The organism is Streptomyces rhizosphaerihabitans (genome assembly GCF_025399795.1).
Classification (GTDB): domain Bacteria; phylum Actinomycetota; class Actinomycetes; order Streptomycetales; family Streptomycetaceae; genus Streptomyces; species Streptomyces rhizosphaerihabitans.
On the sequence record NZ_JAODTZ010000034.1, the window covers coordinates 33,883 to 60,045 of the forward strand.

The window sequence follows — 26,163 nt, forward strand, 5'->3', positions numbered from 1 at the left end:
ATGGGAGCCCAGCTCCGGGTCTACAAGCGTCGCATCCGATCCGTCACCGCGACCAAGAAGATCACCAAGGCGATGGAGATGATCGCCGCCTCGCGCGTCGTCAAGGCGCAGCGCAAGGTGGCGGCCTCCGCGCCGTACGCGACCGAGCTCACCCGCGCGGTCACGGCGGTCGGTACCGGTTCGAACACCAAGCACCCGCTGACCACGGAGGCGGAGACGGCGACCCGTTCCGCGGTACTGCTCCTCACGAGCGACCGCGGACTGGCCGGCGCCTTCAACTCCAACGGCATCAAGGCCGCCGAGCAGCTGACGGCGCGCCTCGAGGCCGAGGGCAAGGAGGTCGACACGTACATCGTCGGCCGCCGCGGTCTGGCCCACTACAACTTCCGCGAGCGCAAGGTCGTGGAGTCGTGGTCGGGTTTCACCGACGAGCCCACCTACGCGGACGCGAAGAAGGTCGCGGGTCCGCTCATCGAGGCCATCGAGAAGGAGACGGCGGACGGCGGCGTGGACGAACTCCACATCGTCTACACCGAGTTCGTCTCGATGATGACGCAGACGGCCATCGACGGCCGACTGCTGCCGCTTCGCCTCGAAGAGGTCGCGGAAGAGGCGCCCAAGGGCGAGATCCTTCCGCTGTACGAGTTCGAGCCGTCGGCGGAGGACGTCCTTGACGCCCTCCTGCCGCGCTACGTCGAGAGCCGTATCTACAACGCGCTGCTCCAGTCGGCTGCCTCCAAGCACGCCGCCACGCGCCGCGCGATGAAGTCGGCGACCGACAACGCGGGAGACCTGATCACCTCGCTCTCCCGACTTGCCAATGCGGCCCGCCAGGCCGAAATCACCCAGGAAATCAGCGAGATCGTCGGTGGCTCCGCAGCCCTTGCCGACGCGACCGCGGGGAGTGACAAGTAATGACGACGACTTCTGAGACGGCCGTTGCCACGGGCCGCGTCGCCCGGGTCATCGGCCCGGTCGTCGACGTGGAGTTCCCCGTCGACGCGATGCCGGAGATTTACAACGCCCTTCACGTCGAGGTGGCCGACCCGGCCAACGCCGGCGAGAAGAAGACGCTGACCCTGGAAGTCGCCCAGCACCTGGGTGACGGCCTGGTCCGCACGATCTCCATGCAGCCCACCGACGGTCTGGTCCGCCAGGCCGCCGTCACCGACACCGGCGTGGGCATCACCGTCCCCGTCGGCGACTTCACCAAGGGCAAGGTGTTCAACACCCTCGGTGAGGTGCTGAACTCGGACGAGAAGTACTCGGGCGAGCGCTGGTCCATCCACCGCAAGGCCCCGCGCTTCGACGAGCTCGAGTCGAAGACCGAGATGTTCGAGACCGGCGTCAAGGTCATCGACCTTCTCACCCCGTACGTCAAGGGTGGAAAGATCGGTCTGTTCGGTGGTGCCGGTGTCGGCAAGACGGTGCTCATCCAGGAGATGATCTACCGCGTCGCCAACAACCACGACGGTGTCTCCGTGTTCGCCGGTGTCGGTGAGCGCACTCGTGAGGGCAACGACCTCATCGAGGAGATGTCCGAGTCCGGCGTCATCGACAAGACGGCGCTTGTCTTCGGCCAGATGGACGAGCCCCCGGGCACCCGTCTGCGCGTGGCCCTCGCGGGTCTGACCATGGCGGAGTACTTCCGCGATGTGCAGAAGCAGGACGTGCTGTTCTTCATCGACAACATCTTCCGCTTCACGCAGGCCGGTTCCGAGGTCTCGACCCTGCTCGGCCGTATGCCCTCCGCGGTGGGTTACCAGCCGAACCTGGCCGACGAGATGGGTCTCCTCCAGGAGCGCATCACCTCGACCCGTGGTCACTCGATCACCTCGATGCAGGCGATCTACGTCCCCGCGGACGACCTGACCGACCCGGCCCCGGCCACCACGTTCGCCCACCTCGACGCGACGACGGTTCTTTCCCGTCCGATCTCCGAGAAGGGCATCTACCCGGCCGTGGACCCGCTGGACTCCACGTCCCGCATCCTGGACCCCCGCTACATCGCGGCGGACCACTACGCGACCGCGATGCGCGTCAAGTCGGTTCTTCAGAAGTACAAGGACCTTCAGGACATCATCGCGATCCTCGGTATCGACGAGCTGGGCGAGGAGGACAAGCTCACCGTCCACCGTGCCCGTCGCGTGGAGCGCTTCCTGTCCCAGAACACCCACGTCGCCAAGCAGTTCACCGGCGTCGACGGGTCGGACGTCCCGCTGGACGAGTCGATCGTGGCCTTCAACGCGATCATCGACGGCGAGTACGACCACTTCCCGGAGCAGGCGTTCTTCCTGTGCGGTGGCATTGAGGACCTCAAGGCCAACGCCAAGGAGCTCGGCGTCTCCTGAACCTCGTGTTCTGAGTGAAGGGGCAGGACCGCGCCTCGCGGGGTGCGGTCCTTCCCCCTCCGTACGCCTACTAGACTTTGACCCAACACCCGGCAGCAACGCCGGGTGGTGACCCGAGGAGCCCACCTTGGCTGCTGAGCTGCACGTCGAGCTCGTCGCCGCGGACCGTAGTGTCTGGTCCGGCGAGGCCACCCTGGTCGTCGCGCGTACCACGTCCGGCGACATCGGCGTCATGCCCGGTCACCAGCCGCTGCTCGGTGTGCTGGAGTCGGGCCCGGTGACCATCCGTACGAGTGATGGTGGAACGGTCATCGCCGCGGTGCACGGCGGTTTCATCTCATTCGCTGACAACAAGCTGTCGCTGCTGGCCGAGATCGCCGAGCTGTCGGACGAGATCGATGTCCAGCGTGCGGAGCGGGCGCTCGAGCGCGCGAAGTCGGACGTCGACGCGTCCGCCGAGCGCCGCGCGGACGTCCGCCTGCGTGCGGTGGCGACCCGCTGACCATCGGTGCGACCCCAGGCCTTCAGGCGCTGGGGGCGCACTGTGTGAAGCTTTGCCTCAGCCGCGGCTGGGACCGGATCACTCCGGCCCTGGCCGCGGCTGAGGCAAATCCGGAAGTTTTTTCTTTTCCGTTACCTAGGAGACGAGGAGGTCGGTGTCGATGGTCCTCGCTCTGACTGTGTGCGGAGTACTAGTAGCGCTTGTAGTGGTGGGGCTGTTTGTCTTCGGCCTCCGCCGCCGGCTGATCCAGCGTTCCGGCGGAACGTTCGACTGCAGCCTGCGCTGGGACGTCCTCGAGAAGGGCGATCCCAGTGGCAAGGGCTGGAGCTATGGGGTCGCCCGCTACAACGGCGACCGGATCGAGTGGTACCGCGTCTTCTCGTACGCCCCCCGCCCGCGCCGCGTCCTCGAACGCTCGGCGATCGAGGTGGCCGGCCGCCGTGCCGCGGAGGGCGAGGAGGAGCTCGCGCTGCTCTCCGACGCGATCATCCTCGCCTGTGTCCATCGTGGGACGCGCCTCGAACTGGCGATGAGCGAGGACGCGCTGACCGGATTCCTCGCCTGGCTGGAGGCGGCCCCGCCCGGCCAGCGGGTGAACGTGGCCTGATCCGCCTCGCTCCTCGGCTTGCGGGACGCCTCCCGTAGCCCTGGCGTCCCGCAGTCGCGCCTCCGCGTCCGCGTCCGCACCAGGCCGTCCCCCGTCTGGCGTCCTGCCGCCCCGAGGCCCTGCGGTCGCACACCCCGAAGCCGGTTGCCCCGTGCCCGGTTGCCCGGCGCCCTGCGGCCCGGTCTCCCGCGCCTGGTTGCCCGTGCCCGGTTGCCCCGCGTCCTGTGGTCCGGTCTCCCGTGCCCGGTTGCCCGGTTGCCCGGTTGCCCGGCGTCCTGCGGTCCGGAGTCCGTCTGCCCTGCGACCCTGCAACCTCGCCCGCCCGCAGCCCCGCCCGCCTGCAGCCCCGCAGCGCCGCGTGCTGCGAGCCCGGCGTCCCCGCCCTGCGGATCCTGCGTCCCGCTGCCCACGGCTATGCGTCCGGCCCGTCCGCGGCCATGCGTCCCGCTGCCTGCGGCCGTACGTCACGCTGCCGGCGTCTCGCTGCCCCGGTGCCCCCGGCGGTCCCCGGTGTCCTGGCGCCTCCGGCGGTCTGCTGCCCCTGCCGGGTGTTCCTCGGGGGTCCAAAAAACTGTGCCGCGGGCAGACCCGGAGGTCTGCCCGCGGCGGTGGTGCGGGGTGGTGCGGGGTGGGACGGGGACTAGCTCAGGCCGCTGTTGATGGCGCCGACGAGTTCACCGTTGCTGGTGTCACCGCTGAACTCCCAGAAGAAGGCGCCGCCCAGACCCTGGCTCTTGGCCCACGACATCTTCGTTCCGATGGTGGCCGGGGTGTCGTACGACCACCAGTTGTTGCCGCAGTAGGCGTACGCCGTGCCGGCGACGAGGCCGGTGGCCGGGCAGGACGTCTTGAGGACCTTGTAGTCCTCGATGCCCTGCTCGTACGTACCGGCCGCCGGGCCGGTCGCCGTGCCGCCGGGCGCGGACTGGGTGACCCCGGTCCAGCCGCGGCCGTAGAAGCCGATGCCGATGAGCAGCTTGCTCGCGGGCACGCCCTTCGACTTGAACTTGGCGATCGCGTCGGCCGTGTCGAAGCCGGGCGTCGGGATGCCGCTGTACGAGGTGAGCGGGGAGTGCGGGGCGGTCGGACCCTGTGCGGCGAACGCGCCGAAGAAGTCGTACGACATCACGTTGTACCAGTCGACGTACTGCGAGGCGCCCGCGTAGTCCGCGGCGTCGATCTTGCCGCCGGAGGTGCCGTCGGCCGTGGTGGCCGCGGTGACCAGGTTGCCGGTGCCGAACTTGGCGCGCAGGGCCTGCATCAGGTTCTTGTAGGCCGCGGCACCGCTGGTGTCACAGGACAGACCGCAGGCGTTCGGGTACTCCCAGTCGATGTCGATGCCGTCGAAGACATCGGCCCAGCGCGGGTCCTCCACGAGGTTGTAGCAGGACTGCGCGAAGGCGGCCGGGTTGGCGGCGGCCTGGGCGAAACCGCCGGACCAGGTCCAGCCGCCGAACGACCAGAGGATCTTGATGTTCGGGTACTTGGCCTTCAGCTCGCGCAGCTGGTTGAAGTTGCCGCGCAGCGGCTGGTCCCAGGTGTCGGCGACGCCGCTGACCGACTGGTCGGCGGTGAAGGCCTTGTCGTAGTCGGCGTAGGAGTCGCCGATCGCGCACTGGCCGTTGGTGACGTTGCCGAAGGCGTAGTTGATGTGCGTGATCTTGGCGGCCGAGCCCGACGTCACCAGGTTCTTGACCTGGTAGTTGCGGCCGTAGATGCCCCACTCGGTGAAGTAGCCGAGCTTGACGGCGTTTCCGGTGGGCGGCGGGGTGGTGGTGCCACCGGTGGTGTGGACCGCGACCGCGCCGCTGACCGGTCCGGTCTGGTCGGCGGTGTCACGGGCCTGGACGGTGTACGAGTAGTCGGTGCCGGCGGTCAGACCGGTGTCCGTGTACGAGGTCGTCGTCACGGTCGCGACCTTGGTGCCGCCGCGCAGGACGTCGTAGTTCTTGACGCCCTTGTCGTCGGTGGCCGCGCTCCAGGAGAGCTTCACCGAGGTGTCGGTGATGGAGGAGGCGGTGGGGGCGCCCGCCGCGGAAGGCGGGTTGTCGCCCGGGACGGTGGTGCCGCCGTCACAACTGCCGCCGTTCAGGGTGCAGTTGGAGGGCGAGCCGGAGCCCGCGCCGTTGAAGCCGAAGGAGACGGAGGCGCCCGCGGCGAGGCTGCCGTTGTAGGACTTGTTCTTGGCGGTCCAGTGGGTGCCGGAACTGGTGACGTCCGCGTCCCAGGCCGAGGTGACGGAGGTGCCGGCGGGGAAGTCCCATTGGATCGTCCACGAACTGATCGTGGTGGTACCGGTGTTCTTGACGGTCCACTTGCCTTCGAAGCCCGTGCCCCAGTCCTGGGTCTTGGCGTACGTGGCGGTGGCGGTGTCGGCCGCGTGGGCGGGGCTCGCGAGACCGACCAGGCCGGCCAGGGGGAGCAGCAGGGTGGCGAGCCCTGCCGTAGCTCGTTGTCTGAAGCGCATTCCACGCCTCCTCGGGGGAGTTGGGGGAGGGGAGGGCGTAACTGAGCCTTCACGCCCACGGTGCCCGTGAGAATAGGAAGGTCTGGACCATAGGTCAATAGGTCTGGACCACTTGTCCATTGTTGTGCTTGATCATCAACTCCCTTGACGCTGGGGCGGGTTGATGTCCGGTTCGCACGGTCCTGGCTGTCCGGCAGGCGGATGACGTGGGCTTTCGCGTTACGTGTGCGGTCGGCCGGAGCCTCGGCGGGAACGACGAAGGGCGCCTGCGGCAGCGGGCTCGAAGGTCGTTTCGAGCCCGGCGCAGACGCCCTGGATCTGTTCGGCGTGTACGGCGTGCAGGGCCGGGAAGTCGCTCAGCGCTCCCCGCCGGGGACCCACAGCACGTCGCCCACATCCTTGTTCGCCGTGCGCGCCAGGATGAACAGGAGGTCGGAGAGCCGGTTGAGGTAGGTGGCGGTGAGCGGGTTCATCGCCTCGCCGTGCACCTCCAGCGCCGCCCAGGTGGAACGCTCGGCCCGGCGCACGACCGTGCAGGCCTGGTGGAGGAGGGCCGCGCCGGTGGTGCCGCCGGGCAGGATGAAGGAGCGGAGCTTCTCCAGCCGTTCGTTGAAGAGGTCGCAGTCCGCCTCCAGCTTGTCGACGTAGAACTGCTCCACCCGCAGCGGCGGGTACTTCGGGTCCTCGACCACCGGCGTCGACAGATCCGCACCCACGTCGAACAGGTCGTTCTGTACGCGGGTGAGGACCTGGACGACCTCCGCCTCCAGGCCGCCCAGCGCGATCGCCGTACCGATCACCGCGTTGGCCTCGTTGGCGTCGGCGTACGCCGAGATCCGCAGATCGGTCTTTGCGACCCTGCTCATGTCCCCGAGGGCGGTGGTGCCCTGGTCGCCGGTCCTGGTGTAGATGCGCGTCAGATTGACCATGGAGCCAATTTAGACGCCCCGTGCGGCCACGGGAGATGCCGTACGTCCAGCGTGTGGGTCGCGGGACGTGGAGACCTCGGCGCGAGCCGGTCCGCGGAGCGCCGGCCGGCGTGAACCCGCGAGGTGGTGGCGGTGCGGTCTCCGATGGTCGGAATCCCTCCGTCCCCGGCCGGAGAGGGGATCGCCAAGGCCGTCGTGCGGGACGTGACGGGTGTCTCACGCCCTGAGACCGTGACACGCGTTACTTACGGGTTTCCCGGCCCCTCCCGAACGCTACTCTCCGCCGAAGAGGCATACACAAGCAGCGTGTTACGCGTGTTGAGGGAGTCGGAGTGGCAGGGAAGCTCGCCGTCATCGGAGCCGGACTCATGGGGTCCGGTATTGCTCAGGTCTCCGCACAGGCGGGCTGGGACGTCGTCCTGCGCGACGTCACCGACGAGGCGTTGAACCGCGGCCTCGACGGCATCAAGGCCTCGTACGACAGGTTCGTGAGCAAGGGCAAGCTGGAAGCCGCGGACGCGGAGGCCGCGCTCGCGCGCATCACGGCGACCACCGACCTGGACGCGGCCGCCGACGCGGACATCGTCGTCGAGGCGGTCTTCGAGAAGCTCGAGGTCAAGCACGAGATCTTCCAGGCGCTCGACAAGATCGTCCGCCCGGACACCGTGCTCGCCTCCAACACCTCCGCGATCCCGATCACCAAGATCGCGGCGGCCACGGAGCGCCCGGAGCGGGTCGTCGGCGTGCACTTCTTCTCGCCGGTGCCGATGATGCAGCTCGTCGAGCTGGTCCGCGGTTACAAGACCAGCGACGAAACGCTCGCCACCGCACGGGAGTTCAGTGAGTCGGTCGGCAAGACCTGCATCGTCGTCAACCGTGACGTCGCCGGGTTCGTGACCACCCGCCTCATCTCGGCCCTCGTCGTCGAGGCGACGAAGCTGTACGAGTCGGGCGTGGCCACCGCCGAGGACATCGACCTCGCCTGCCGGCTGGGCTTCGGCCACGCCATGGGACCCCTGGCCACCGCCGATCTCACGGGCGTCGACATCCTGCTGCACGCCACCGGCAACATCTACACCGAGACCCAGGACGAGAAGTTCGCGCCGCCGGAGCTGATGCGCCGGATGGTTGACGCCGGTGACATCGGGCGCAAGAGCGGGCAGGGCTTCTACAAGCACTGAACGATCATGCGGCGACCGAAACCGGTCGCCGCACAGGGCACGGAAGCCGCATGCGCCTCTCGGGTATCACCCCATCAGGTGAATTCGGTATCGGTTCGCTTACAGACGGCAACCTCCGCGGCCCTCAGACAGTCAGACCATGCACAACATGCAGACGCGAAGACGCTGAAACAGACACACGCGGAGTTACGAGACACATTCTCGGGGAGCGCATATGTACATCAGGGGCGACCACGCCGAGCTGGTCGTCGGGGGCCGCCTCGACGTACGCAGCGCGGCGGACGCCCGTACGGTCCTGCACTCGGCCGTCGACGACGGAGCCGGCGATCTGGTGCTGGACCTGTCCGAGCTGGACTCCTGGGATGCCACCGGGCTCGGTGTCATCATGGGGGCCCACCGACGCGCCGGGCGGTGCGGCCGACGGCTCGTACTGCGCGGCGTACCACCACAGATGCAGCGCTTGCTGGTGGCCACCCGGCTGCACCGGATCCTGGCGATCGAGGGTGGTATCGGGGTCGAGTCACTGCCCCGGGTGTGACCTGAGCGCGCGCCCCGCTCGCTCCGCGTGTGTGCGACCGCGTACGCGCCCCGCTCGCTCCGCGTGTGGAGCGCGTACGTGCCCTGACCGGCGCACGAAGCGCACCACGTGCACAATCCTCACGAAGCTGTGACGGTTCGGACGGCGCGGTACCCCGCCTGTTCGTAGATACTGTGCGAAGGTTTAGGGTTCGGCTGCCCGCCGACCGAAACCCTACGAGCGGGCACCGGACCAGAAGCGACAGAGCGGTGTGCAGCCAGGCCGGGAGGGCATCGGCACACGACGCTTTTGGGGGGCTTGGAACATGGACCCGATCAACCGGGGATCCGAAGAGTACGGCCATGAGGACGACGGCCAGGCACCTCGCCCGCGCCCGCCGCGCGACCCTCTCGCAACCGACCTGGGCCAGCACAAACCCGTGGTCGTCCGCACGGTCCGTCTCGTCGCGGGCGAATTTCTGCTCACCGTCAACCCCGTCGACGGCAGCGAGATCGAGAACTGCCCGCCGCACGAGCGACCGCAGCCGCCGGTCAAGCACGGCGCCGCCGAACGCGCCGAGCTGGACCGCGCGGCCCGGCCGCCCGTTCCGCCCGGCCCGGCACAGCCCCGGCTGCCGCTCCTGGAGCGCGAGGAGGAGCGCGAGCAGCTCGTACGCCTCCTCGCGCGCGGGCGCTCGGTGCGACTGACCGGTCCTTCGGGATCGGGCCGTACCGTCCTGCTGGACGCCGTCGCCGACGACTGCGCGGACCTCGCCCCCGACGGCGTCGTCCGCCTCTCCGGCTACCGGCGCACGGCGAGCGACCTGCTCCACGACCTCTTCGCCGCCGTCTACGAAGCCCCGCTGCACCGACCGGACCGCGAGGAACTGCTCCGGCTCGTCCACGAGATCGGCGCGGTCGTCGTCCTCGACGACGTGGAGATCGGCGGCAGCGCCCTCGACGTGCTGCTCGACGCCACCCCCGAGTGCGCCTTCGTGATCGCCGCCACCCCCGACATACCGGCCCCGTCCGCCCACGCGCTCCTCGAAGAGGTCGTCCTCGGCGGCCTCGACCGCAGCGGCGGTCTCGAACTGCTGGAGCGCGCCGTCGGACGGGTCCTGACCGAGGACGAGTCGAACTGGGCGGGCGACCTCTGGTTCGAGTCCGAGGGACTCCCCCTGCGCTTCATACAGGCCGGCGCCCTGCTGCGGCAGCGCGACCGGCTGCAGGCCGGCGAGGACGCCTTCGACGACTACGGCGTCTTCCAGGAGGCCCCGGCCGACGCGCCCTTCGAGATCGGCGACGGCCACGACGTACCGCTGCCCTCCCTCGCCGAAGGCGCCGCGCCCGCCGCGCTGCTCGCCTCCCGGCTGAGCGAATCGGCGCGCAGCACCCTGCGCTTCGCCGTCGCGCTCGACGGCGAGGTGCCCCACCAGGCCCATCTGCCCGCACTCGTGGGCGACACGCACGCCGACGCGGCGCTCGCCGAACTCGCGGGCAGCGCGCTGGTCTCCCCGGTCGGCTCCCGCTACCGGCTCGCCGCCGGGGTGCAGGCGCAGCTGGAGGCCTCCGGATACGCGGACACCCTCCAGGAGCGCGCGCTCGCCGCCGCCCAGCACTACGCCTGGTGGGCCGGACACCCCTCGGTCACCCCGGAGCGGGTCTGCGCCGAGGCCGACGCGCTGCTCGCCGCGCTCGACGTGCTCGTCCCGGTCACCACCGTCCCCGAGGACGAGGAGGACGAGAGCGTCTCCGTCCAGCTCGCCCGCACGGCCGCGCCCGCTTTCGCGGCGGGGCTGCACTGGAGCGCCTGGGAACGCGCCCTGCGCTTCGGCGTCGAGGCCTCCGAGCTGGCCGAGGACGTCGGGGAACAGGCCTATTTCCACCATGAGCTGGGCGTCCTCGCGCTCTGCGGCCAGCAGTTGGACCGGGCCCGCGCCGAGCTGGAGGCCTCCGTCGGCATGCGCGGTGCGCTCGACAAGCGCGGCACCACAGTCGGCCGCCGCGCCCTCGCACTGGTCGCCGACCGCTCCGGAACCCTGCAGATCACCGCCGGGCGCACTCCGGCGGGCGAAGAGGTGCCCGACGCGCGTCACGACGAGTCGATGTCGCCTCCCGGCGGTGTACCGGCCGCCTTCTCCCGGACCGACCCGTCCGGCGACACCGTGACGGTGCTCGCCCGTCCGGCCGGCCCCGGCACCTTCGCTGCCAAGCGGCAGGGCGTCGCGGGGCGGCTGGTCGCCGGCACCAGGCGCAACCTGGTGGCCGCGGGAGCGGGCGCGCTCCTCGTCGCCGTCCTCGGCACCGTGGTGACCCTCGGCGCGACCTCGGACCACAGCAACGACACTCCCTCCGAGAAGGTGGGCGTCAACCCGTCGGCCACGCCGGGCAGCCAGGACGACAGCCTGGGCGCGGACAAGGCGAAGAAGGGTGACGACTCCGCTCCCAGCGCGGTGGCCAAGCCCACCGACCCGGGGCCCGACGGCACCTACGGCACCTCGGACGATCCGACGCCCCCGGCCACGGCCACGACCGGCCATCAGCCCTCCGACGAGCCGAGCGGGACGCACACGACCTCGGGCAAGCCCTCGAAGTCGCCGTCCGCGTCGCCCTCGAAGTCGTCCACGGTCAAGCCGTCGCCGACCGGTACGAAGCCGAGCGGTTGGCCGTCGCCGTCCGGTACGAAGCCGAGCGGTTCGGCGTCGCCGTCCGCGTCGCCCTCGACCGGCACGCCGACGGCTCCCTCCACCTCGGTCTCCGCGAGCGGTCCCGTGTCGAGCAGCGCGCCGGCGAGCACCTCGGTCGGCGTGCCGGCCGGCAGCGTGCCGGTGAGCACCGGCGTCGCCGCGTCGCCGAGCGGCGCGGTGATCTGACCGTACGGAAAGGGAGAGGGCCGGGTCCGACATCGGACCCGGCCCTCTCCCGTATACGAAACCGGGGGGTCAGAACAACCGCAGCTTGTCGTCCTCGATGCCGCGCAGGGCGTCGTAGTCCAGGACCGTGCAGCCGATGCCGCGGTCGGTGGCGAGGACGCGGGCCTGCGGCTTGATCTCCTGGGCGGCGAAGATGCCGCGGACCGGCGCGAGGTGCGGGTCGCGGTTCAACAGCTCCAGGTAGCGCGTGAGTTGCTCCACGCCGTCGATCTCGCCGCGGCGCTTGATCTCCACGGCGACGGTCCGCCCCTCGGCGTCCCGGCACAGGATGTCGACCGGGCCGATGGCCGTCATGTACTCACGGCGGATGAGCGAGTAGCCCTCGCCGAGGGTCTCGATGCGGTCGGCGAGCAGCTCCTGAAGGTGCGCTTCCACGCCGTCCTTGATCAGGCCGGGGTCCACGCCGAGCTCGTGAGAGGAGTCGTGGAGGATTTCCTCCATCGTGATGATGAGCTTCTCGCCCGCCTTGTTGATGACGGTCCAGGTGCCTTCGTCGTCGCCTGACCCCTCCTTCAGTGTGCAGGGCGGCGACATCCAGTTGAGGGGCTTGTAGGCCCGGTCGTCCGCGTGGATCGAGACGCTGCCGTCCGCCTTCACGAGGATCAGGCGGGGAGCCGACGGGAGATGGGCGGTGAGCCGGCCCGCGTAGTCCACGGAGCAGCGGGCAATGACGAGACGCATGGTCGGCAACGCTACTCGACCGGCGGTGGTGCACGCGATTCTCCCACCCGTCTCCCGCGATCACCCCCGACGGAGAATCCACGGTTCGCCCTTTTTGTTCTCCGGGCTCCGGTCGCGGCGCCCGACCGGCGTTCGTGCGGGTCACCCCATTGATCCTGAAGGTTCCCTGTTCGACCGTGGCTGATTGTCGGCCTAGTGGGCGTTCGCTATGTGCGCATTCTCCTGGTGCCGTTACCTGGCGATGCTTACCGTATGAACGGGAGGTCGCGATGCATGTACTCAGCGTGTTCGATATTGCGACCCCCGTCCCTGTCCGGCAACCCCTGAGGTATAGGGGTGCGAGAGGAGAACCCATGTCGCTCGACGTCTCACCGGCCCTACTCCAACAGGCCGAGCGAGGCGAGGTCGACGAAGCTGACTTCGTCGACTGCGTCCGGACCTCCCTGCCCTACGCGTGGGAGATGATCAGCTCCCTGGTGGCCCAGCTGAAGGTGGACGGTGGAAAGTTCGCCGACAACCAGACGCCTCCGCCGGACGAGCAGGCACGTGGCCAGCTGCTGCGTGCGCTCGCGAGTGACGCGATACGCGGCGCGCTGCAGCGGCACTTCGGAGTGCGGCTGGCCTTCCAGAACTGCCACCGGGTGGCGGTGTTCCCACTGGACGACTCGGTGGGCGACACACTGGCACGCTTCACCTCGGTCCGCAGTCAGCTGCTCAACCAGTCCCCGGAGTTCAGGGACTGCTGACGCACTGAGCCGCATTGCTTGCCGCTCCGTACGCGGGAGGTGCATTGGTACCGGGGCGGCAAGCTCCCCGCAGCTCCGGCCCACCCGGCCGGACCGCGTGCGGTCACCGCAGATGGGGCAGCACCTCGGTCCCGAGCCGTCGTACGTTCTCCTCGGTCGCCGCCAGATCGCCCGATCCCTCGACGAGCAGGGCGAAACGCGTGATGCCGGTCCGTTCCGAGGTCGCCGCGAGCCGGTCCGCGCACAGTCGAGGGGTGCCCACCGGGTGCAGCCCGCAGAGCAGTTCGGTGTACGCCACCGGGTCCCGCATCGAGCGGGCGCGGCCGTCGACCGTCACATGCGCGTCCAAGCCCTGCTTCAGCCAGCCAGGCATCGCCTTGACGAGTGTCTCGACGGCGTCGGTGCGGCGGTCCGCGATCTGGCAGACGCCGGCGGAGACATGGGCGGCCATGAGGATCTCGTCCGACGGGCGGCCCGCCGCGCGGGCGTGCTGCCGCCACAGTGCCACCATTTCGGCCTTCTCCTCGTCCCCGACGTGCATGCCGAGGAGCATCGGCAGTCCGCGCTCGGCGGCGAGCCGAACGCTCGACGGCGAGGTGCACGCGACGACGACCTCGGGGCCCGGAGCGCCGCTCAGCGCCTCCGACGGGCGTGGCACGACGGGGACTTCGCGGAACGAGAAGCGCTCGGAGGTGCCGGCGACGGACGGCTCGCGCAGCCAGCGGACCAGCAGATCGAGTGACTCCGGGAACCCTTGCTCGTACGCCGCGAGGCCCCCGCCGAAGACTTCCAGGTCGACCCAGGGGCCGCCGCGGCCGACACCCAGCGAGAACCGCCCGCCGGACGTCAGGTGCAGCAGCGCGGCCTGCTCGCCGAGCGCCACGGGATGGACGGTGGGCAGCACGCTGACCGCCGTGCCGATCCGGATACGGTGGGTGCGGCCGAGCAGATATGCGGCGAGCGTGATGGCCGACGGGCATGTCCCGTACGGCACGAAGTGGTGCTCGGCCAGCCAGACCGCGTCGAGCCCGGCCTCCTCGGCGACCTCGGCCGACCGCGCCGCGCGGTGCAGGGCCTCTCCCTGGCCCTGGCCAGGGAACTGGGCGGCCAGTACAAAGCTTCCAACGTGCATCGAACTTCCTGCTTCCTCGGCTCCGACACGGAGCTCCCCCACCCGGCATAACCGCGTGACACGTGCCGAAGACACGGCCTTGCGGAGAGATTTGCGGATTGTCTGGGAATTGGGCTGTCCGATGGGGGATCTGTGCGGGTTGGCGGGGTACGCCTACCCCCGTGCGTGCCGCGTAGGCTGGAGTTGGCCCCTGCTCCCTGTACAGCTCCGTGAGGTGTCCCTTGTCCCCGCGTCGCAACCGTCCGAAGGACGCCGGCTCGTCCGGCAGGAGCCCGGAGGAGGACTCGTCGGACCGTTACGGCGGCTGGCAGTCCACGGAGAGCTGGCGGGGCGAGGAGTGGAGCGTGCGCCATGTGGCGGGCGCGAGCGCGCAGGGCAAGACCTACCGCTGCCCCGGCTGCGACCAGTTGATCCCGTCCGGGGTTCCGCACGTGGTGGCCTGGCCGGAGCACTCGGGCGTCGACGAGCGGCGGCACTGGCACAAGGCCTGCTGGAACGCGAAGGACCGCCGCACCTCGCGGGTGCAGCGGTCTCGTAACGCGCCCAGGTTCTAGGCGACTTCGGACGGTCCGGACTCAAGCCGTCCGGTCTCGGGCTGTCCGGTGTCAGGTCGTCCGGCCCCGGGCTGTCCGGCCCCGGGCCGTCCGGTGGGCGCGGTCGTCACACGTCCCGGCGCTCAAGGAGCACGAAGGCGCCGACGATCGCCGCCGCCGTCACTCCGGCGAGCAGGCCGAGCTGCGCGCCGCCGTGGCCGTTCTCGCTGCCCAGCCGGAAGATCTTGGCGAGGGCGTTGGGGGCGTTGTACTCCTGCATCTTCTCGCCGATCGTCCGCAGGCTCTCGGACATCATCAGGAACGCGGGCATGATCGCGGGCAGCAGCACGACACCGAGCATCGTGGTGATCGCGCCGGCCGAGTGACGCAGCATCGAGCCCACCGCGAGCGCGAGCACGCCGAGCAGCGAGACGTACAGCGCGCCCATCAGGACGGTGCCGCCCCACGGGACGTCGGAGCCGTCGCTGTGCATTCCCGCGGTGAACAGGCCGACCAGCCCGATCGCGAAGGCCGAGACGGCGAACGCGACCGCGAAGAAGATGATCAGCTTCGCGGCGAGCACCCGGTGCCGCTGCGGCGAGGCCGTGAACGTCGTACGGATCATGCCCGTGCCGTACTCGGACGAGACCACCAGCACGCCCAGCGTGAGCAGGCAGATCTGTCCGAGCATCAGCCCGAAGAACGCGGTGATCGTGTACGGAACGTCCTGGAAGTCCTCGTTCGTGGTCTGCGCGGCGACCAGGAAGCCGATGCCGACCACCAGAAGCAGGAAGATGCCGAGCGTCCACATCGTGGAGCGCACCGACTTGATCTTCGTCCACTCGGAGTTGAGCGCGTGCCCGAGGTGGGTGCGGGTCACGGGGATCGGCGAGGTGTACGAAGTGCCGGGCGCCGTCTGCCAGTCGGGGGCAGCGGCGGCCTGCTGCGGCATCGGGGGCTGGGGCGTGCTCATCGGGCGTCCTCGGGCTTGGTCAGGTCGGCGGCAGGCGCGGGTGCGGGCGTGGGCTCGGATGCGGGCGCCGACGCGGGGGCAGTGGGCGCCGGGGCGCTCGCGGGGGCCTGGGCGTACGGGTTGGCGTCCGGGGCGCCGGGGGCGGCCGGAGCGCCGTACGGCCCGGGACCGCCCGCGCCGGGGGCGACGGGAGCGCCGTACGGCCCGGTCTGCGGCATCGCGAAGGGCTGCCCGCCCTGCTGGGGCGGCGGCGGCGCGTACCAGCCGGGCTGGCCCTGGCCCGCCACCGGCATCTGCGGCGGCGGCATGGCGCCCGGCGGCAGCTGCTGCTGGAGCCCGGCCTTCTGGTCGATGGTCGAGCGGTAGTCGACGGCGCCCTGCGTCATCCGCATGTACGCCTCCTCCAGCGAGGCCTGGTGCGGCGACAGCTCCCACAGCCGGACGTCGGACGAGTGCGCGAGGTCGCTGATGCGGGGGAGCGGCAGCCCGGTGACGCGCAGCGCGCCGTCCTGCTCGGGCAGCACCTGGCCGCCCGCCTCGGTCAGCGCGGCGGTCAGCTTCTCGCGCTGCTGCGGCTCGGTGTCGGGGGTGCGCACCCGGGCGAAGTCGGCCGAGTTGTGCGAGATGAAGTCCTTGATGTTCTGGTCGGCGAGCAGCTGGCCGCGGCCGATCACGATGAGGTGGTCGGCGGTCAGCGCCATCTCGCTCATGAGGTGCGAGGAGACGAAGACCGTACGGCCCTCCGCCGCGAGGGACTTCATCAGGTTGCGCACCCAGAGGATGCCCTCGGGGTCGAGACCGTTGACCGGCTCGTCGAAGAGCAGCACCTGGGGGTCGCCGAGGAGCGCGGCGGCGATGCCGAGCCGCTGGCCCATACCGAGCGAGAAGCCCTTGGAGCGCTTTCTGGCCACGTCCTGCAGACCGACGACGCCGAGCACCTCGTCCACGCGGCGGGCCGGGATGCCCGACAGCTGGGCCAGGCACAGCAGGTGGTTGCGGGCGTGCCGGCCACCGTGCACGGCCTTGGCGTCGAGGAGCGCGCCGACCTGGCGGGGGGCGTTCGGCAGCTTGCGGTAGGGGAAGCCGCCGATCGTCACCTGCCCGGAGGAGGGGTTGTCGAGGCCGAGGATCATGCGCATCGTCGTCGACTTGCCCGAGCCGTTGGGCCCGAGGAAACCGGTGACGGCACCCGGCCGGACCTGGAAGGAAAGGTTGTACACGGCCGTCTTCGCGCCGTAGCGCTTAGTCAGGCCGACTGCCTCGATCATTCTCCGCACCCATCGAAAGGTTCAGGACGTCGGGGCGCACGCCCCCGTAAGGCTTAGGAGGATATCCGGGCGCAGCTGGTTCCACTCAAGAGAAAGTAAAGTCATGCCCATCGGCCGGTGAAAGATCCAGTAGAGGGCAAGTTTTCGTACGGGTGTCCTGTCAGGTACCCGCCTTCCCTGGTCGGGCGGGAAAAGGGAATCCGCGCGCGTCCGGCCGACGGGGAATTTCAGGGCCGGTCCGGCAGGGAATGGTCCAGCGGCGGCAGGTCGTCGTACAGCCGTAGTTCGGCCGATTCGTCGAGGTACGGCAGAAAGTCGGTCTGCGGCAGCACCCAGCCCTCCTCGCCGAAGATCAGCGTGCCCGCCTCGCGCAGCGACCGTTCGGCCCCCGCCCGGCGGACCCAGGCCGCCGGGTCGGGCCCGAGCAGGTCGCGCAGGCGCGCGGAGCCGGCGAGCAGGGCCCGGAGCAGCTCGGACTGGTCGCCGCCGCCGCGGCGGGGCCGCCCGGTCTCCGGCTCGGCGAGCACGCCGTGCGCGCTGAAGTAGATGTACGCGCCGCCGAGCCGTTCCCCGGAGGGCATCGTCATCGCGAACTCGTCGCCGGGGAGTATCGCCCGCCGGTAGTCCGGGAACTCGGTGTCGTCGACGGCCTTGAGCTGCGTCGAGTCGAGCCAGGTCACCACGAGCGTCGTCTCGGCGGTCCGGTCCACGTACGGCGTCCCGGCCACGTAACCCGCCGGGCTGATGTGCCCGGAGCAGCCCACGCCGACTCCGCGCACCCGCACCGGAATCATGGGCACCGTCGCCGGGATGCCGAGCCGGGTCAGCTTGTGGGCGACCTGCCCGGGGGAGGCGTTCGAGCCGACGGCGATGACCGGGTGGCGCAGCCCGGTGCCCACCTGGCCCAGGTCGGCGAGGGCTTCGTCCAGCCGCTGCTGCTCCTGGCGCTCCTCCACGTACCACTCGCCGAGCCGCAGCGGCCGCACGTCCAGCTGGAGCAGCTCGCCGCCGGTGAGCAGGGCCGGCTCGGTGGTGGGCCGGCCGGGATAGGTGAGGGGCTTCTTCGCGGGCACGTCGTCCAGGCCCAGCGCCTCGAGGCTTCGGTCCTTCGTCGTCACGGTGACGCCCTTCGGGGGTGGTGTCGCGCGCATACGGGCACAGCCTTTCACGCGAGATGTGCCCGGGCCTTCACGCCAGATGTACCCGTCGTGGGGCCCGGTCTCTCCGGTCGGGCGGGGTTGGCCTGAACCGACACCGGGAATGATGCCGTCCCAATTGTACGAGTGGGGGCGAAGTCGGCTACGGGGAAAGCGAGTTGAGGCCGATGAGGCAAGAAGTGCGACGAGCGGGGCGATCGGGGCGGGGGTCGGCGCATCCGCGCTTTCGTACGTCCGTTCGCTGGTGGATCGCGGGACGCACCGTCCATGCCCTGCTGCTGATGGCACTGGGCGCGCTGGCCGGACTCTCGGTGGTCGTGGCGACGGCGTGGACACTGACCGAGAACTCGCCGCGTTCGATGGCGGACCGGTTCTCGGACGAGGAGCGCCTCCTCGACCTCAGCCTGGCTGTGCTGCGGGCCTGCGTCGGCACCGACAACCTCGAACCCGAACCGGACAGCACCGCTCACCAGCTGCTCGCCACGCTCGCCTCCGTGACCGGCGCGCTGGCGCCGGCGGTGCTGCTCGGCATCGTCCTGATCAAGCTGTTCGCGCTGCGGCCGTTCGTCTGGCGGCAGCGGGCCAGCATCTCGCACGCCTGGACCGCCGACTTCCCGGGCTACGCGCGACGGAACGCGGACGGCGACGACGCCGTCATCGCCGTCCGTTTCTACAACCGCTTCGACAATCTGTCGGTCGTCGACCTGCGGGCCCGCGCCCATCTGCGCTATCTGGAGCGCTCCCCGCACGACGGCAGTCTCGTCATCTACAAGCAGTGGCTGAAGGTCCTGGACGCGAACGGCGAGCCGGCCGACGAGAGGAGCTGGCTCGCGGTCGAACGGGGGGCACCCTTCACGGTCTGGATACCGGTCGAGGCGCCGGTGGCCGAACTGCCGTTCCGCAGGATTCAGGGCAAGGAGCTGTCGGGCTCGTCGGGGGTGAAGCTTCTCGTCCGGCTCACCGCGCGGACCGTCGGGCTCGGTACCGAGGTCGCGGACGAGCGCTGGTTCGACCTGGAGGCCGGGGACTTCGAGCTGGGCCGTTTCGTGCCGCTCCAGCCGGACCTCGACAAGGACGTGTGGCACTGGGAGGGGTGGTCCGACTTCGACGGGCTGATCCGCCCGAGTCCGAACGGCGACGAGCCTCCTGAGCCCTCCTGAGTCCCGGGGTCCTCGGCTCGACTCCGGTGCCCAGCCCGTCCGTGACCGGGTTGCCCGCCCGTCCGTGACCGGCGGGGGTGACCCGCCCGTCGTCCCCGGCCCGGGAGCCCTCCGTACGAAGCCTTACGCGTCCCTCTTCTTGAGCAACGCGTAGCCGCCGATCAGGGCCGCGGCCACCCACAGCACCATGATGCCGAGGCCGCCCCAGGGTCCGTAGGGGGTGTCGTCGAGGGGCGTCACCACCTGGAGGATCCTGCTGCCGGCCTGGTCGGGGAGGTATCGGCCGACCTTCTTGGTCGCGGACACGGCGCCCAGGATGTTGGAGATCAGGAAGAAGAACGGCATCAGGATGCCGAGCGAGAGCATCGGACTGCGCAGCATCGCCGCGACGCCCATCGAGAACACGGCGATGAGCGTCATGTAGAGGCCCCCGCCGATCACCGCGCGCAGCACGCCCGGATCGCTGATCGACGCCCTGTGCGTGCCGAGTGCGGCCTGGCCCACGAAGAACGTGATGAAGCTGGTGATCAGGCCGACGACGAGGGCGAGTCCGGCCGCCACCGCGATCTTGCTGAAGAGGAACGTGCCGCGCTGCGGGACCGCCGCGAGCGAGGTGCGGATCATGCCGGTGCTGTACTCGTTGCCGACGACGAGCACCCCGAACACGATCATCGCGAGCTGGCCGAGGCCCATGCCCGCGAAGCTGATGCGCGTCGGGTCGAAGGTGAGCCGGTCCCTCGCGCTCAACTTGTCCCACTGGTTGTTGGAGAGGAGCGAGATGAGGATGCCCAGGGCGATCGTGACGACCGCCGCGAGACTCAGCGTCCACACCGTGGACGACACGGACCGGATCTTGGTCCACTCGGACTTGAGGACCTGGGTGGCCGCCATCGTCAGGCCTTCTTCCAGTCGCCGCCCCATTGCGGGGCGGGGGACGGGCTCGGCGGGCTCGGCGGGCTCGGCGGTGTCGACGAGATCTGCGGACCCGGCGCGTCGGTGTGCGCGTGGTACTCCACCGACTCCGCGGTCAGCTGCATGAACGCCTCCTCCAGGGAGGCCTGCTGAGGGCTCAGCTCATGCAGCACGATCTGGTGCTGCGCGGCCAGCTCACCGATGTGCTCCGGCTTCCCGTCGTCCACTTCGAGGGCGCCGCTGCCCGTCCGGACGACGGTGATTCCCGAGCCCTGCAGTACGTCGAGCAGCCGCTCGCGCTGCGGGGAGCGGATCCGGACGTACGAGCGCGAGTTCTGCTGGATGAAGTCGGCCATCGAGGTGTCGGCGAGCAGCCTGCCCTGGCCGATGACGACGAGGTGGTCGGCGGTCAGCGCCATCTCGCTCATGAGGTGCGAGGAGACGAAGACCGTACGGCCCTGTACGGCGAGGGACTTCATCAGGTTGCGGATCCAGTGGATGCCCTCGGGGTCGAGGCCGTTGACCGGCTCGTCGAACATCAGGATCCGCGGGTCGCCGAGAAGGGCGCCCGCGATGCCGAGCCGCTGGCCCATGCCCAGCGAGAACCCCTTCGCCTTCTTCCGCGCGACCGTGGTGAGACCGACGGTGTCGAGGACCTCGTGCACACGCGCCCTCGGGATGCCGTTGCTCTGGGCGAGGCAGAGGAGATGGTTGAAGGCGCTGCGGCCGCCGTGCATGGCCTGGGCGTCCAGCAGGGCGCCGATGTACTTCAGGGGGTCCTTGAGATGGTCGTAGTGCTGTCCGTCGATCCGTACGTCGCCCGCGGTGGGGCGGTCGAGCCCGAGCATCATCCGCATCGTCGTGGACTTCCCGGCACCGTTGGGACCGAGGAAGCCGGTCACGATGCCCGGTCTGACGGAGAAGGTGAGGTTGTTGACCGCCACCTTCTCGCCGTACCGCTTGGTCAGCCCCTCGAGCTCGATCATGCGGCCACGCTAAGACGGCCCCAGGGGGCCTGCCACTTGAGCCATGACCCCCTCGCGCGCACGACAAGGCCCGCGCCCTCGGCAGAGGGAACGGGCCCTGGTGTCGTGCTGTGCGGTTACCGGAACTGCTGTGCAGTCACCGGGACTGCTGTGCCGGAACCCCGCGGGAGATCGGCTCGTCCTCGGCCGGTCCGGTGGCGGCGGCCACCGCGGCGCCCGTGAGCGTCGCGAGCATCTCGCGGACGTTCGTGAGCTGCGCGTTGATCGAGTCGCGGCGGTTGGTGAGGGCGGCCAGCTCGCGCTCGGATTCCGAGCGGATGCGGTCGGCCTTGGCGTTCGCGTCGGCCACGATGTCCTCGGCCTGGCGCTGAGCCGTCTCCACCGTCTGGCGGGCGCGGCGCTCGGCGTCCGTGCGCAGCTTCTCGGCCTCCAGGCGGAGCTGCTCCGCGCGGTGCTCGATCTCCGCGAGGCGCTTCTCGGCCTTGGCCTGCCTCGACGCCAGGTCGCGCTCGGACTGCTCGCGGCGCTTGGCCAGGTTCGTCTCGAAGTCGGCGGCGGCCTGGGCGGCCTTGGCACGGGTCTCCTCGAAGAGGGCGTCCGCCTCCTCGCGCTTGGACTGCGCGTCCTTCTGCGCCTCGCCGCGCAGCTGGGAGGCTTCGCTCTTGGCCTTTTCGACGATCCGGACGCCCTCGTCCTCCGCCTTGGACTTGCGGTCCGCGGCGAACGATTCTGCGTCGTTGCGCACCTGCTGAGCCGCCGACTCGGCGAGCTCGCGGTGCTGCTCGGACGCGCGACGGGCCTCCTCGCGCAGGTCCTTGGCCTCCTCCTCGGCGAGGCGGAGGATCTTCTCGACGCGCGCGCCGAGACCCGCGTACGACGGCTCGGCGTCGCTCACCTGGGCCTGGGCGTTCTGCGTTTCGAGATGGAGTTCTTCGATGCGCTTTTCGAGGGCGGTGATACGGGCCAGAGCGCTGTCACGGTCGGAGACGAGCTTCGAGATGCGTTCGTCCACCTGAGCGCGGTCGTATCCACGCCGCACAAGCTCGAAGCCGTAGGGGGAAGTGTCGCTCATGGGGTTCCTGTCGAATGAGACCGGTGAGGTGATAGGTGGAATCCTAGGGGTCAATGCGGTGTGTCATCGAGCGGATACGTGTTTGATCTGGAGAATGACACTCCTTTTGGGTGGCTAGCTGCCGGATGGCTTGCCAGAACCTGTGACAAACGTCCCACAAAGCACGGAATCAGTGCTTCCGGCTAGCTCTCCGCCGCCTTGCCACCCGAACGGGTAGCCCCGGCGGCAGCACCCGCCTTCACCCCGCCGTCCTTGCCACCTGTCGGGGCCTCGAAAGACTCCAACGCTTCCAGGACGTCCTGGACACGGGAGATCTCCACGTTGATGTCCTCACGCCGGCGGACCAGGACCTCCAGGTCGCGCTTGCCCTCCTCGACGGCGGCTTTCGCCTCCTGAATGGCCTCGGACCTGATCTTCTCGGCCTCGGCGACGAGCGAGGACTTCTTCTGCTCGGCCTCCTTGAGGAGCCCCTCGGCCTTGCGCACGGCGGCGATACGGACCTTGCTCGCCTCGGAGTTCGCCTCCGACAAAAGATCCTTGGCCTTCGCGTCGGCCTCGGCGAGCTGGTCCTCGGCGGCCTTGATGAGCGCGTCGCACCGGTCGCCCGCGTTCTTCATCGCCTCGGACGACTCACGGCGCGCCCGCTCGTGCAGGTCCTCGATCTCGGAGGTGACGCGGTCGCGCAGCTCCTCCGCGCGCTCCCGGATCGCCGTGGCGTCCCGGCGCGCGCCGATGAGCAGCTCGTCCGCGTCCGTACGGGCCCGCTCCACGAGGGTGTTGCCCTGGACGGTCGCCTCCGAGACGAGCCGCTCGGCCTCGCCCCGCGCCACACCGACCATCGTGTCGGCCTGCGACTCGGCGTCCGCCGTCGCCTTCTGCGCGCTCTGCTGAGCCTCGGAGAGCAGCTTGTCCGCCTCGGACGCCGTCTCGGAGATGAGCGTGTCGACCTGCTCGGCCGCCTCGGAGCGACGCTTGTTGGCTTCCTGACGGGCCGCGTCCAGCGTGCGCTCGGCCTCCTCGCGCGCCGACGCCGTGCGCCGCTCGGCCTCCTCCGTCGCCCGCGCCTTGAAGCGCTCGGCCTCGGTGCGGATCCGCTCGGAGTGCTGCTGCGCGGAACCGACCGCGTCGGCGGCCTCGGCGCGCAGCCGCTCCGCGTCACCGGTCGCGTCAGAGATGAGTTTCTCGGCCTTGGCCACGGACTCGGCGCGTACCCGCTCGGCCTCGGCCGCGGTCTCGATCCCGAGCCGTTCGGCCTCCGCCGTCGCTTCGGTGATGAGCGTGTCCACCTGAGCGGCCGCGTCCGAACGGATCCGGTTCGCGTCCTCCCGGGCGTCGGCACGGGTGCGCGCGGCGTCCTGGTCGGCGTTCGCGATGGAGTCCGACACCTCGGTGCGCACCCGCTGGGCGTGGTCGGCCGCGTCCGAACGCATCCGCTCCGCCTCGGCGATCGCCTCCGTGACCGTGCGCTCCGCGAGGGCGCGCGCGGCCTCCGTCTCCTCGTTCGCCTCGCGCCGCAGGCGCGCCGCGTCCTCGGACGCCCGCTCGCGCTCGGCGTACGCGTCGGTGCGGACCCGGTCCGCCTCCTCCTGAGCCTCGGTCCGCGTACGGTCCGCCACGTGCTCGGCGGCCGAGCGCAGCCCGGTGATCTCCTCCTGGGCCTGCTCGTGCAGCCCCGCCACCGCGTCCCGTACCTGCTGCGCGGTCTGCTCGGCGTTGGAGACCATCTCGGTCGCGCGCCGGTCGGCCTCCTCGACCAGCCGTACGGCCTCGGTCTGGGCCTCCTCGACGCGCTTGCGCGCGGAAGCGAGCAGTTCCTCGCTCTGCTCGCGGGCCCGCTCACGCTCCTGGTCGGCCTCCTGGCGCGCCGAACCGAGGGTCTCCTCGGCCTCGCGGCGGCGCCGGGCGGCCTCCTCCTGGGCGGCGGCCAGCGTCTCGGCACCCTCGGTCGCCAGGCGCTCGGCCGCGGCCTGCGCCTCGCTCCGCACCCGGTCGGCGCTGTCCTGGGCCTCCGACTTCAGCCGCTCGGCCTCCGCCGCGGCCTCCGAACGCAGCCGTACGGCGATGGCCTCGCCCTCGGCCCGGGACGCCGACGCGTCCCCCGCGGCCTCGTTGCGCAGCCGGTCGGCCTCCGTCTCGGCCTGCGCCTGGAGCGTACGGATCCGCTCGGCGGCCTCCGAACGCAGCCGATCGGTCTCCTCGGCGGCCTCGCGGCGGATCCCCTCGGCCTCCGCACGCGCGTCCGTCAGCGCCTGCTCGGCGGCGGTGAGACGCTCCTCGGCCTCCGTGTGCAGTCGCGCCAGTCCCTCGGCGGCCTCGGCCTGACGGGCCGCTATGGCCCGCTCGGTCTCCTCGCGCTGCCGCTCGGCGGCCCGCTCCGCGTCGGCCGCGATCGTCTCGGCCTGCTCGACGGCGTCCGTCCGGTGCTTCTCGGCCTCCGCGCGGGTCCGCTCCAGCGTCTCCTCGGCCTGCCGGCGCAGCGTCGTGGCGCGCTCGATGGCCTCGGTGCGGACCTTCTCGCTGTCGGCCGTGGCGGCCTGGCGCAGTTCGTCCGCGTCCGCCTTCGCCTTGCCGAGCAGCTCCTCGGCGGTCCGTGCGGCCTCCTCGATCTGCTGGACGGCCTCGCGCCGGGCCTCGGCGCGGATGCGCTCGCCCTCGGCGACCGCGTCCGAACGCAGCTGCTCGGCGTCACCGCGCAGCCGGCGCGCCTCCTCCTGGAGCTCGACCGTCTTGGCGCGGTATTCCTTGGTGTCGTCCTTCGCCGTGCCCTTGAGCTGTGCGGCGATGTCGTGCGCCTCGGCGCGCAGCCGGTCGGCCTCGGTCTCCGCCTCGGTGCGGATCCGCTCGGCCTCCTCGGCCGCCGCCTTCGTGGTCCTCTTGGCCTCGTCGGACGCGCGGTTGAGCACGTCCTCGGCGGTACGGGCGGCCTTGGCGAGCTGGGAGGCGGTCTCCTCGGCCGTGAGGCTGCGGGCGCTGTCCTCGGCCTCGGCGACGATCGTCTCGGCCTTCGCGCGGGCGTCCGCGACGATCTGCTCGGCCTCGGACTTGGTGGTCTCGGCCTCCTTGGTGGCCTCGCTGACCAGCCGGGCGACCTGCTCCTTGGCCGTGCGGGTGCGCTGCTCGTTGACCGACTCGGCGCCGGTGAGCGTCTTGGCCGCGGCTTCCTTGGCCTCGGCCAGAACCTTGTCCGCCTCGGCCTGCGCCTCGCGCAGCGCCGTCTCGGCGGCGCTCATCCGCTGCTCGGCGGCCCGGCTCAGCTCGGTGGCCTGGCGGCGGGCGTTGTCCGACTCGCTGGCGGTGGAGCTGCGCAGCTGCTCGGCGTGGTCGGTGGCCTCCTGGGCCTGTGTCGACGCCGCGTTCAGCAGCCGCTCGGCGTCCGTGCGGGCCCGGCGCAGCAGCGCCTCGGCCTCGGCCCGGGTCGCCTCGGCGTCGTTGGTGAGCCGCTGGCGCGCCTCGGCGGCGACCCGCTCGGCCTCCGCGCGGGCCGCGGCGAGTGCCTGCTCGGCCTCGGCACGCGACTCGTCCAGCAGACGGCGGGCCTGGGACTCGGAGCGGGCACGCAGCTGCTCCGCCCACGCCACGTTCTCGTTGACGTGCGATTCGACGGTCTGCCGGCGCTCGGCCAGCTCCTGGTCGAGCTGCTGGCGGCGGGTGACCGCCTCCTGGTGCAGTTCGGCCTGGAGCCGGGCGGCCTGCTCGGCGTGCTCCTGGAGGATGCGCTGGGTCTGCGCCCGTGCCTGGCTGATCTCGCGCTCGGCGTCGACGCGCAGCTGGTCGGCCTGCATCTGGGCATTACGGAGCATCTGCTCGGCCTGATAGCCGATGTCGGCCCCGTCGTAGGCAGGACGGGTCGCCAGACTGCGGCGCGCCTCATGCAGCTTGGCGCGCAGCACCTCGACCTGATAGCCGAGGTCCTCGGCGTGCTGGACGGCCTTCTCCCGCTCGGTCTTCAGCCGTTCCATCTCGGCCTCGAACCGAGAGAGGTGGTCGACGTCAGCCGCCGGCTCTCGCTCCTGGCGTTCGTAGCCCCGCACTGCGCGGTCCCATCCGTCCCCTGGTC

At 70.6% G+C, this 26,163-nt stretch carries 21 protein-coding genes; 10 read left to right on the plus strand and 11 right to left on the minus strand.

Going from position 1 to position 26,163, the window contains the following annotated elements; translation table 11 throughout:
- The 4 genes from N4G66_RS28860 to N4G66_RS28875 all read left to right on the plus strand — a co-directional run bounded on the left by N4G66_RS28860 (window position 1) and on the right by N4G66_RS28875 (window position 3,460).
- Window positions 1-915: a F0F1 ATP synthase subunit gamma gene (locus N4G66_RS28860; protein WP_261707171.1), complete on the plus strand. Its 915-nt coding sequence runs from the start codon at window positions 1-3 to the stop codon at window positions 913-915.
- Window positions 915-2,351, plus strand: a complete 1,437-nt coding sequence (atpD, locus tag N4G66_RS28865) for a F0F1 ATP synthase subunit beta (RefSeq protein WP_261707172.1) — start codon at window positions 915-917, stop codon at window positions 2,349-2,351. Before N4G66_RS28860 ends, atpD begins: the two co-directional genes overlap by 1 nt.
- A 127-nt stretch (window positions 2,352-2,478) precedes the next feature.
- Window positions 2,479-2,853, plus strand: a complete 375-nt coding sequence (locus N4G66_RS28870) for a F0F1 ATP synthase subunit epsilon (protein ID WP_261707173.1) — start codon at window positions 2,479-2,481, stop codon at window positions 2,851-2,853.
- 160 nt (window positions 2,854-3,013) lie between these two features.
- Window positions 3,014-3,460 (plus strand): DUF2550 domain-containing protein, encoded by a 447-nt coding sequence (locus N4G66_RS28875; RefSeq protein WP_261707174.1) that lies wholly within the window; start codon window positions 3,014-3,016, stop codon window positions 3,458-3,460.
- A 640-nt stretch (window positions 3,461-4,100) separates the two neighbouring features.
- Here the strand turns inward: N4G66_RS28875 and N4G66_RS28880 are convergent.
- Together N4G66_RS28880 and N4G66_RS28885 are read right to left on the minus strand one after the other, a co-directional pair.
- A complete protein-coding gene (locus N4G66_RS28880) occupies window positions 4,101-5,927 on the minus strand; it encodes a glycoside hydrolase family 18 chitinase (protein ID WP_261707175.1) in 1,827 nt (608 codons plus the stop codon).
- 356 nt (window positions 5,928-6,283) lie between these two features.
- Complete coding sequence (locus N4G66_RS28885) at window positions 6,284-6,856, minus strand: cob(I)yrinic acid a,c-diamide adenosyltransferase (RefSeq protein ID WP_261707176.1); 573 nt, start codon at window positions 6,854-6,856, stop codon at window positions 6,284-6,286.
- Between the two features lie 332 nt (window positions 6,857-7,188).
- Here N4G66_RS28885 and N4G66_RS28890 point away from each other — a divergent pair, with 332 nt between their 5' ends.
- The 3 genes from N4G66_RS28890 to N4G66_RS28900 all read left to right on the plus strand — a co-directional run bounded on the left by N4G66_RS28890 (window position 7,189) and on the right by N4G66_RS28900 (window position 11,426).
- On the plus strand, window positions 7,189-8,037 hold the full coding sequence (locus N4G66_RS28890) for a 3-hydroxyacyl-CoA dehydrogenase family protein (protein ID WP_261707177.1): 849 nt from the start codon (window positions 7,189-7,191) through the stop codon (window positions 8,035-8,037).
- Window positions 8,038-8,251: 214 nt separating this feature from the next.
- Window positions 8,252-8,575 carry an STAS domain-containing protein gene (locus tag N4G66_RS28895; protein ID WP_261707178.1) on the plus strand — a complete coding sequence of 108 codons (324 nt, stop codon included), beginning with the start codon at window positions 8,252-8,254 and terminating at the stop codon, window positions 8,573-8,575.
- Between the two features lie 304 nt (window positions 8,576-8,879).
- Complete coding sequence (locus N4G66_RS28900; RefSeq protein WP_261707179.1) at window positions 8,880-11,426, plus strand: ATP-binding protein; 2,547 nt, start codon at window positions 8,880-8,882, stop codon at window positions 11,424-11,426.
- 69 nt (window positions 11,427-11,495) lie between these two features.
- On the opposite strand, the gene nucS is transcribed toward N4G66_RS28900, so the two are convergent.
- On the minus strand, window positions 11,496-12,167 hold the full coding sequence (nucS, locus tag N4G66_RS28905) for an endonuclease NucS (protein WP_261707180.1): 672 nt from the start codon (window positions 12,165-12,167) through the stop codon (window positions 11,496-11,498).
- A 353-nt stretch (window positions 12,168-12,520) separates the two neighbouring features.
- On the opposite strand from nucS, the gene N4G66_RS28910 reads away from it, so the two are divergent.
- Window positions 12,521-12,913, plus strand: coding sequence for an SCO5389 family protein (locus N4G66_RS28910; RefSeq protein WP_261707181.1), 393 nt, complete (start codon window positions 12,521-12,523; stop codon window positions 12,911-12,913).
- A 103-nt stretch (window positions 12,914-13,016) separates the two neighbouring features.
- Here the strand turns inward: N4G66_RS28910 and N4G66_RS28915 are convergent, their stop codons facing one another.
- Window positions 13,017-14,045 (minus strand): LLM class flavin-dependent oxidoreductase, encoded by a 1,029-nt coding sequence (locus tag N4G66_RS28915; protein ID WP_261707182.1) that lies wholly within the window; start codon window positions 14,043-14,045, stop codon window positions 13,017-13,019.
- 221 nt (window positions 14,046-14,266) lie between these two features.
- Between N4G66_RS28915 and N4G66_RS28920 the strand changes: the two genes are divergently transcribed.
- Complete coding sequence (locus N4G66_RS28920) at window positions 14,267-14,599, plus strand: ATP/GTP-binding protein (protein ID WP_261707183.1); 333 nt, start codon at window positions 14,267-14,269, stop codon at window positions 14,597-14,599.
- A gap of 106 nt (window positions 14,600-14,705) precedes the next feature.
- Here N4G66_RS28920 and N4G66_RS28925 read toward each other — a convergent pair whose 3' ends face one another.
- The 3 genes from N4G66_RS28925 to N4G66_RS28935 form a co-directional block, all read right to left on the minus strand.
- Window positions 14,706-15,551, minus strand: coding sequence for an ABC transporter permease (locus tag N4G66_RS28925; RefSeq protein WP_391858897.1), 846 nt, complete (start codon window positions 15,549-15,551; stop codon window positions 14,706-14,708).
- The gene (locus tag N4G66_RS28930; protein ID WP_261707184.1) at window positions 15,548-16,819 is read right to left on the minus strand and encodes an ABC transporter ATP-binding protein; all 1,272 of its coding nucleotides are present in this window, start codon (window positions 16,817-16,819) and stop codon (window positions 15,548-15,550) included. Before N4G66_RS28930 ends, N4G66_RS28925 begins: the two co-directional genes overlap by 4 nt.
- A gap of 227 nt (window positions 16,820-17,046) precedes the next feature.
- Window positions 17,047-17,970: a hypothetical protein gene (locus N4G66_RS28935; protein WP_261707185.1), complete on the minus strand. Its 924-nt coding sequence runs from the start codon at window positions 17,968-17,970 to the stop codon at window positions 17,047-17,049.
- A gap of 287 nt (window positions 17,971-18,257) precedes the next feature.
- Here N4G66_RS28935 and N4G66_RS28940 point away from each other — a divergent pair, with 287 nt between their 5' ends.
- Window positions 18,258-19,136, plus strand: a complete 879-nt coding sequence (locus N4G66_RS28940) for a hypothetical protein (RefSeq protein ID WP_261707186.1) — start codon at window positions 18,258-18,260, stop codon at window positions 19,134-19,136.
- 123 nt (window positions 19,137-19,259) lie between these two features.
- Here N4G66_RS28940 and N4G66_RS28945 read toward each other — a convergent pair whose 3' ends face one another.
- From N4G66_RS28945 to scy, 4 genes are all read right to left on the minus strand, one after another.
- Window positions 19,260-20,027, minus strand: coding sequence for an ABC transporter permease (locus N4G66_RS28945; RefSeq protein ID WP_261707187.1), 768 nt, complete (start codon window positions 20,025-20,027; stop codon window positions 19,260-19,262).
- A gap of 2 nt (window positions 20,028-20,029) precedes the next feature.
- A complete protein-coding gene (locus N4G66_RS28950; protein ID WP_261707188.1) occupies window positions 20,030-21,034 on the minus strand; it encodes an ABC transporter ATP-binding protein in 1,005 nt (334 codons plus the stop codon).
- A 136-nt stretch (window positions 21,035-21,170) separates the two neighbouring features.
- Entirely contained in the window at window positions 21,171-22,106 is a 936-nt protein-coding gene (locus N4G66_RS28955; protein ID WP_261707189.1) for a cellulose-binding protein, read from the minus strand.
- 182 nt (window positions 22,107-22,288) lie between these two features.
- On the minus strand, window positions 22,289-26,137 hold the full coding sequence (gene scy / locus N4G66_RS28960; RefSeq protein ID WP_261707190.1) for a polarized growth protein Scy: 3,849 nt from the start codon (window positions 26,135-26,137) through the stop codon (window positions 22,289-22,291).
- Window positions 26,138-26,163: the final 26 nt, after the last annotated feature.

Coding starts and splice junctions, on each gene's coding strand:
- N4G66_RS28860 (WP_261707171.1), top strand. CDS start 1: ATGGGAGCCCAGCTCCGGGTCTACAAGCGTCGCATCCGATCCGTCACC.
- atpD (WP_261707172.1), top strand. CDS start 915: ATGACGACGACTTCTGAGACGGCCGTTGCCACGGGCCGCGTCGCCCGG.
- N4G66_RS28875 (WP_261707174.1), top strand. CDS start 3,014: ATGGTCCTCGCTCTGACTGTGTGCGGAGTACTAGTAGCGCTTGTAGTG.
- N4G66_RS28880 (WP_261707175.1), bottom strand. CDS start 5,927: ATGCGCTTCAGACAACGAGCTACGGCAGGGCTCGCCACCCTGCTGCTC.
- N4G66_RS28885 (WP_261707176.1), bottom strand. CDS start 6,856: ATGGTCAATCTGACGCGCATCTACACCAGGACCGGCGACCAGGGCACC.
- N4G66_RS28895 (WP_261707178.1), top strand. CDS start 8,252: ATGTACATCAGGGGCGACCACGCCGAGCTGGTCGTCGGGGGCCGCCTC.
- N4G66_RS28900 (WP_261707179.1), top strand. CDS start 8,880: ATGGACCCGATCAACCGGGGATCCGAAGAGTACGGCCATGAGGACGAC.
- nucS (WP_261707180.1), bottom strand. CDS start 12,167: ATGCGTCTCGTCATTGCCCGCTGCTCCGTGGACTACGCGGGCCGGCTC.
- N4G66_RS28910 (WP_261707181.1), top strand. CDS start 12,521: ATGTCGCTCGACGTCTCACCGGCCCTACTCCAACAGGCCGAGCGAGGC.
- N4G66_RS28915 (WP_261707182.1), bottom strand. CDS start 14,045: ATGCACGTTGGAAGCTTTGTACTGGCCGCCCAGTTCCCTGGCCAGGGC.
- N4G66_RS28925 (WP_391858897.1), bottom strand. CDS start 15,551: ATGAGCACGCCCCAGCCCCCGATGCCGCAGCAGGCCGCCGCTGCCCCC.
- N4G66_RS28930 (WP_261707184.1), bottom strand. CDS start 16,819: ATGATCGAGGCAGTCGGCCTGACTAAGCGCTACGGCGCGAAGACGGCC.
- N4G66_RS28935 (WP_261707185.1), bottom strand. CDS start 17,970: ATGCGCGCGACACCACCCCCGAAGGGCGTCACCGTGACGACGAAGGAC.
- N4G66_RS28940 (WP_261707186.1), top strand. CDS start 18,258: ATGGCACTGGGCGCGCTGGCCGGACTCTCGGTGGTCGTGGCGACGGCG.
- N4G66_RS28945 (WP_261707187.1), bottom strand. CDS start 20,027: ATGGCGGCCACCCAGGTCCTCAAGTCCGAGTGGACCAAGATCCGGTCC.
- N4G66_RS28950 (WP_261707188.1), bottom strand. CDS start 21,034: ATGATCGAGCTCGAGGGGCTGACCAAGCGGTACGGCGAGAAGGTGGCG.
- N4G66_RS28955 (WP_261707189.1), bottom strand. CDS start 22,106: ATGAGCGACACTTCCCCCTACGGCTTCGAGCTTGTGCGGCGTGGATAC.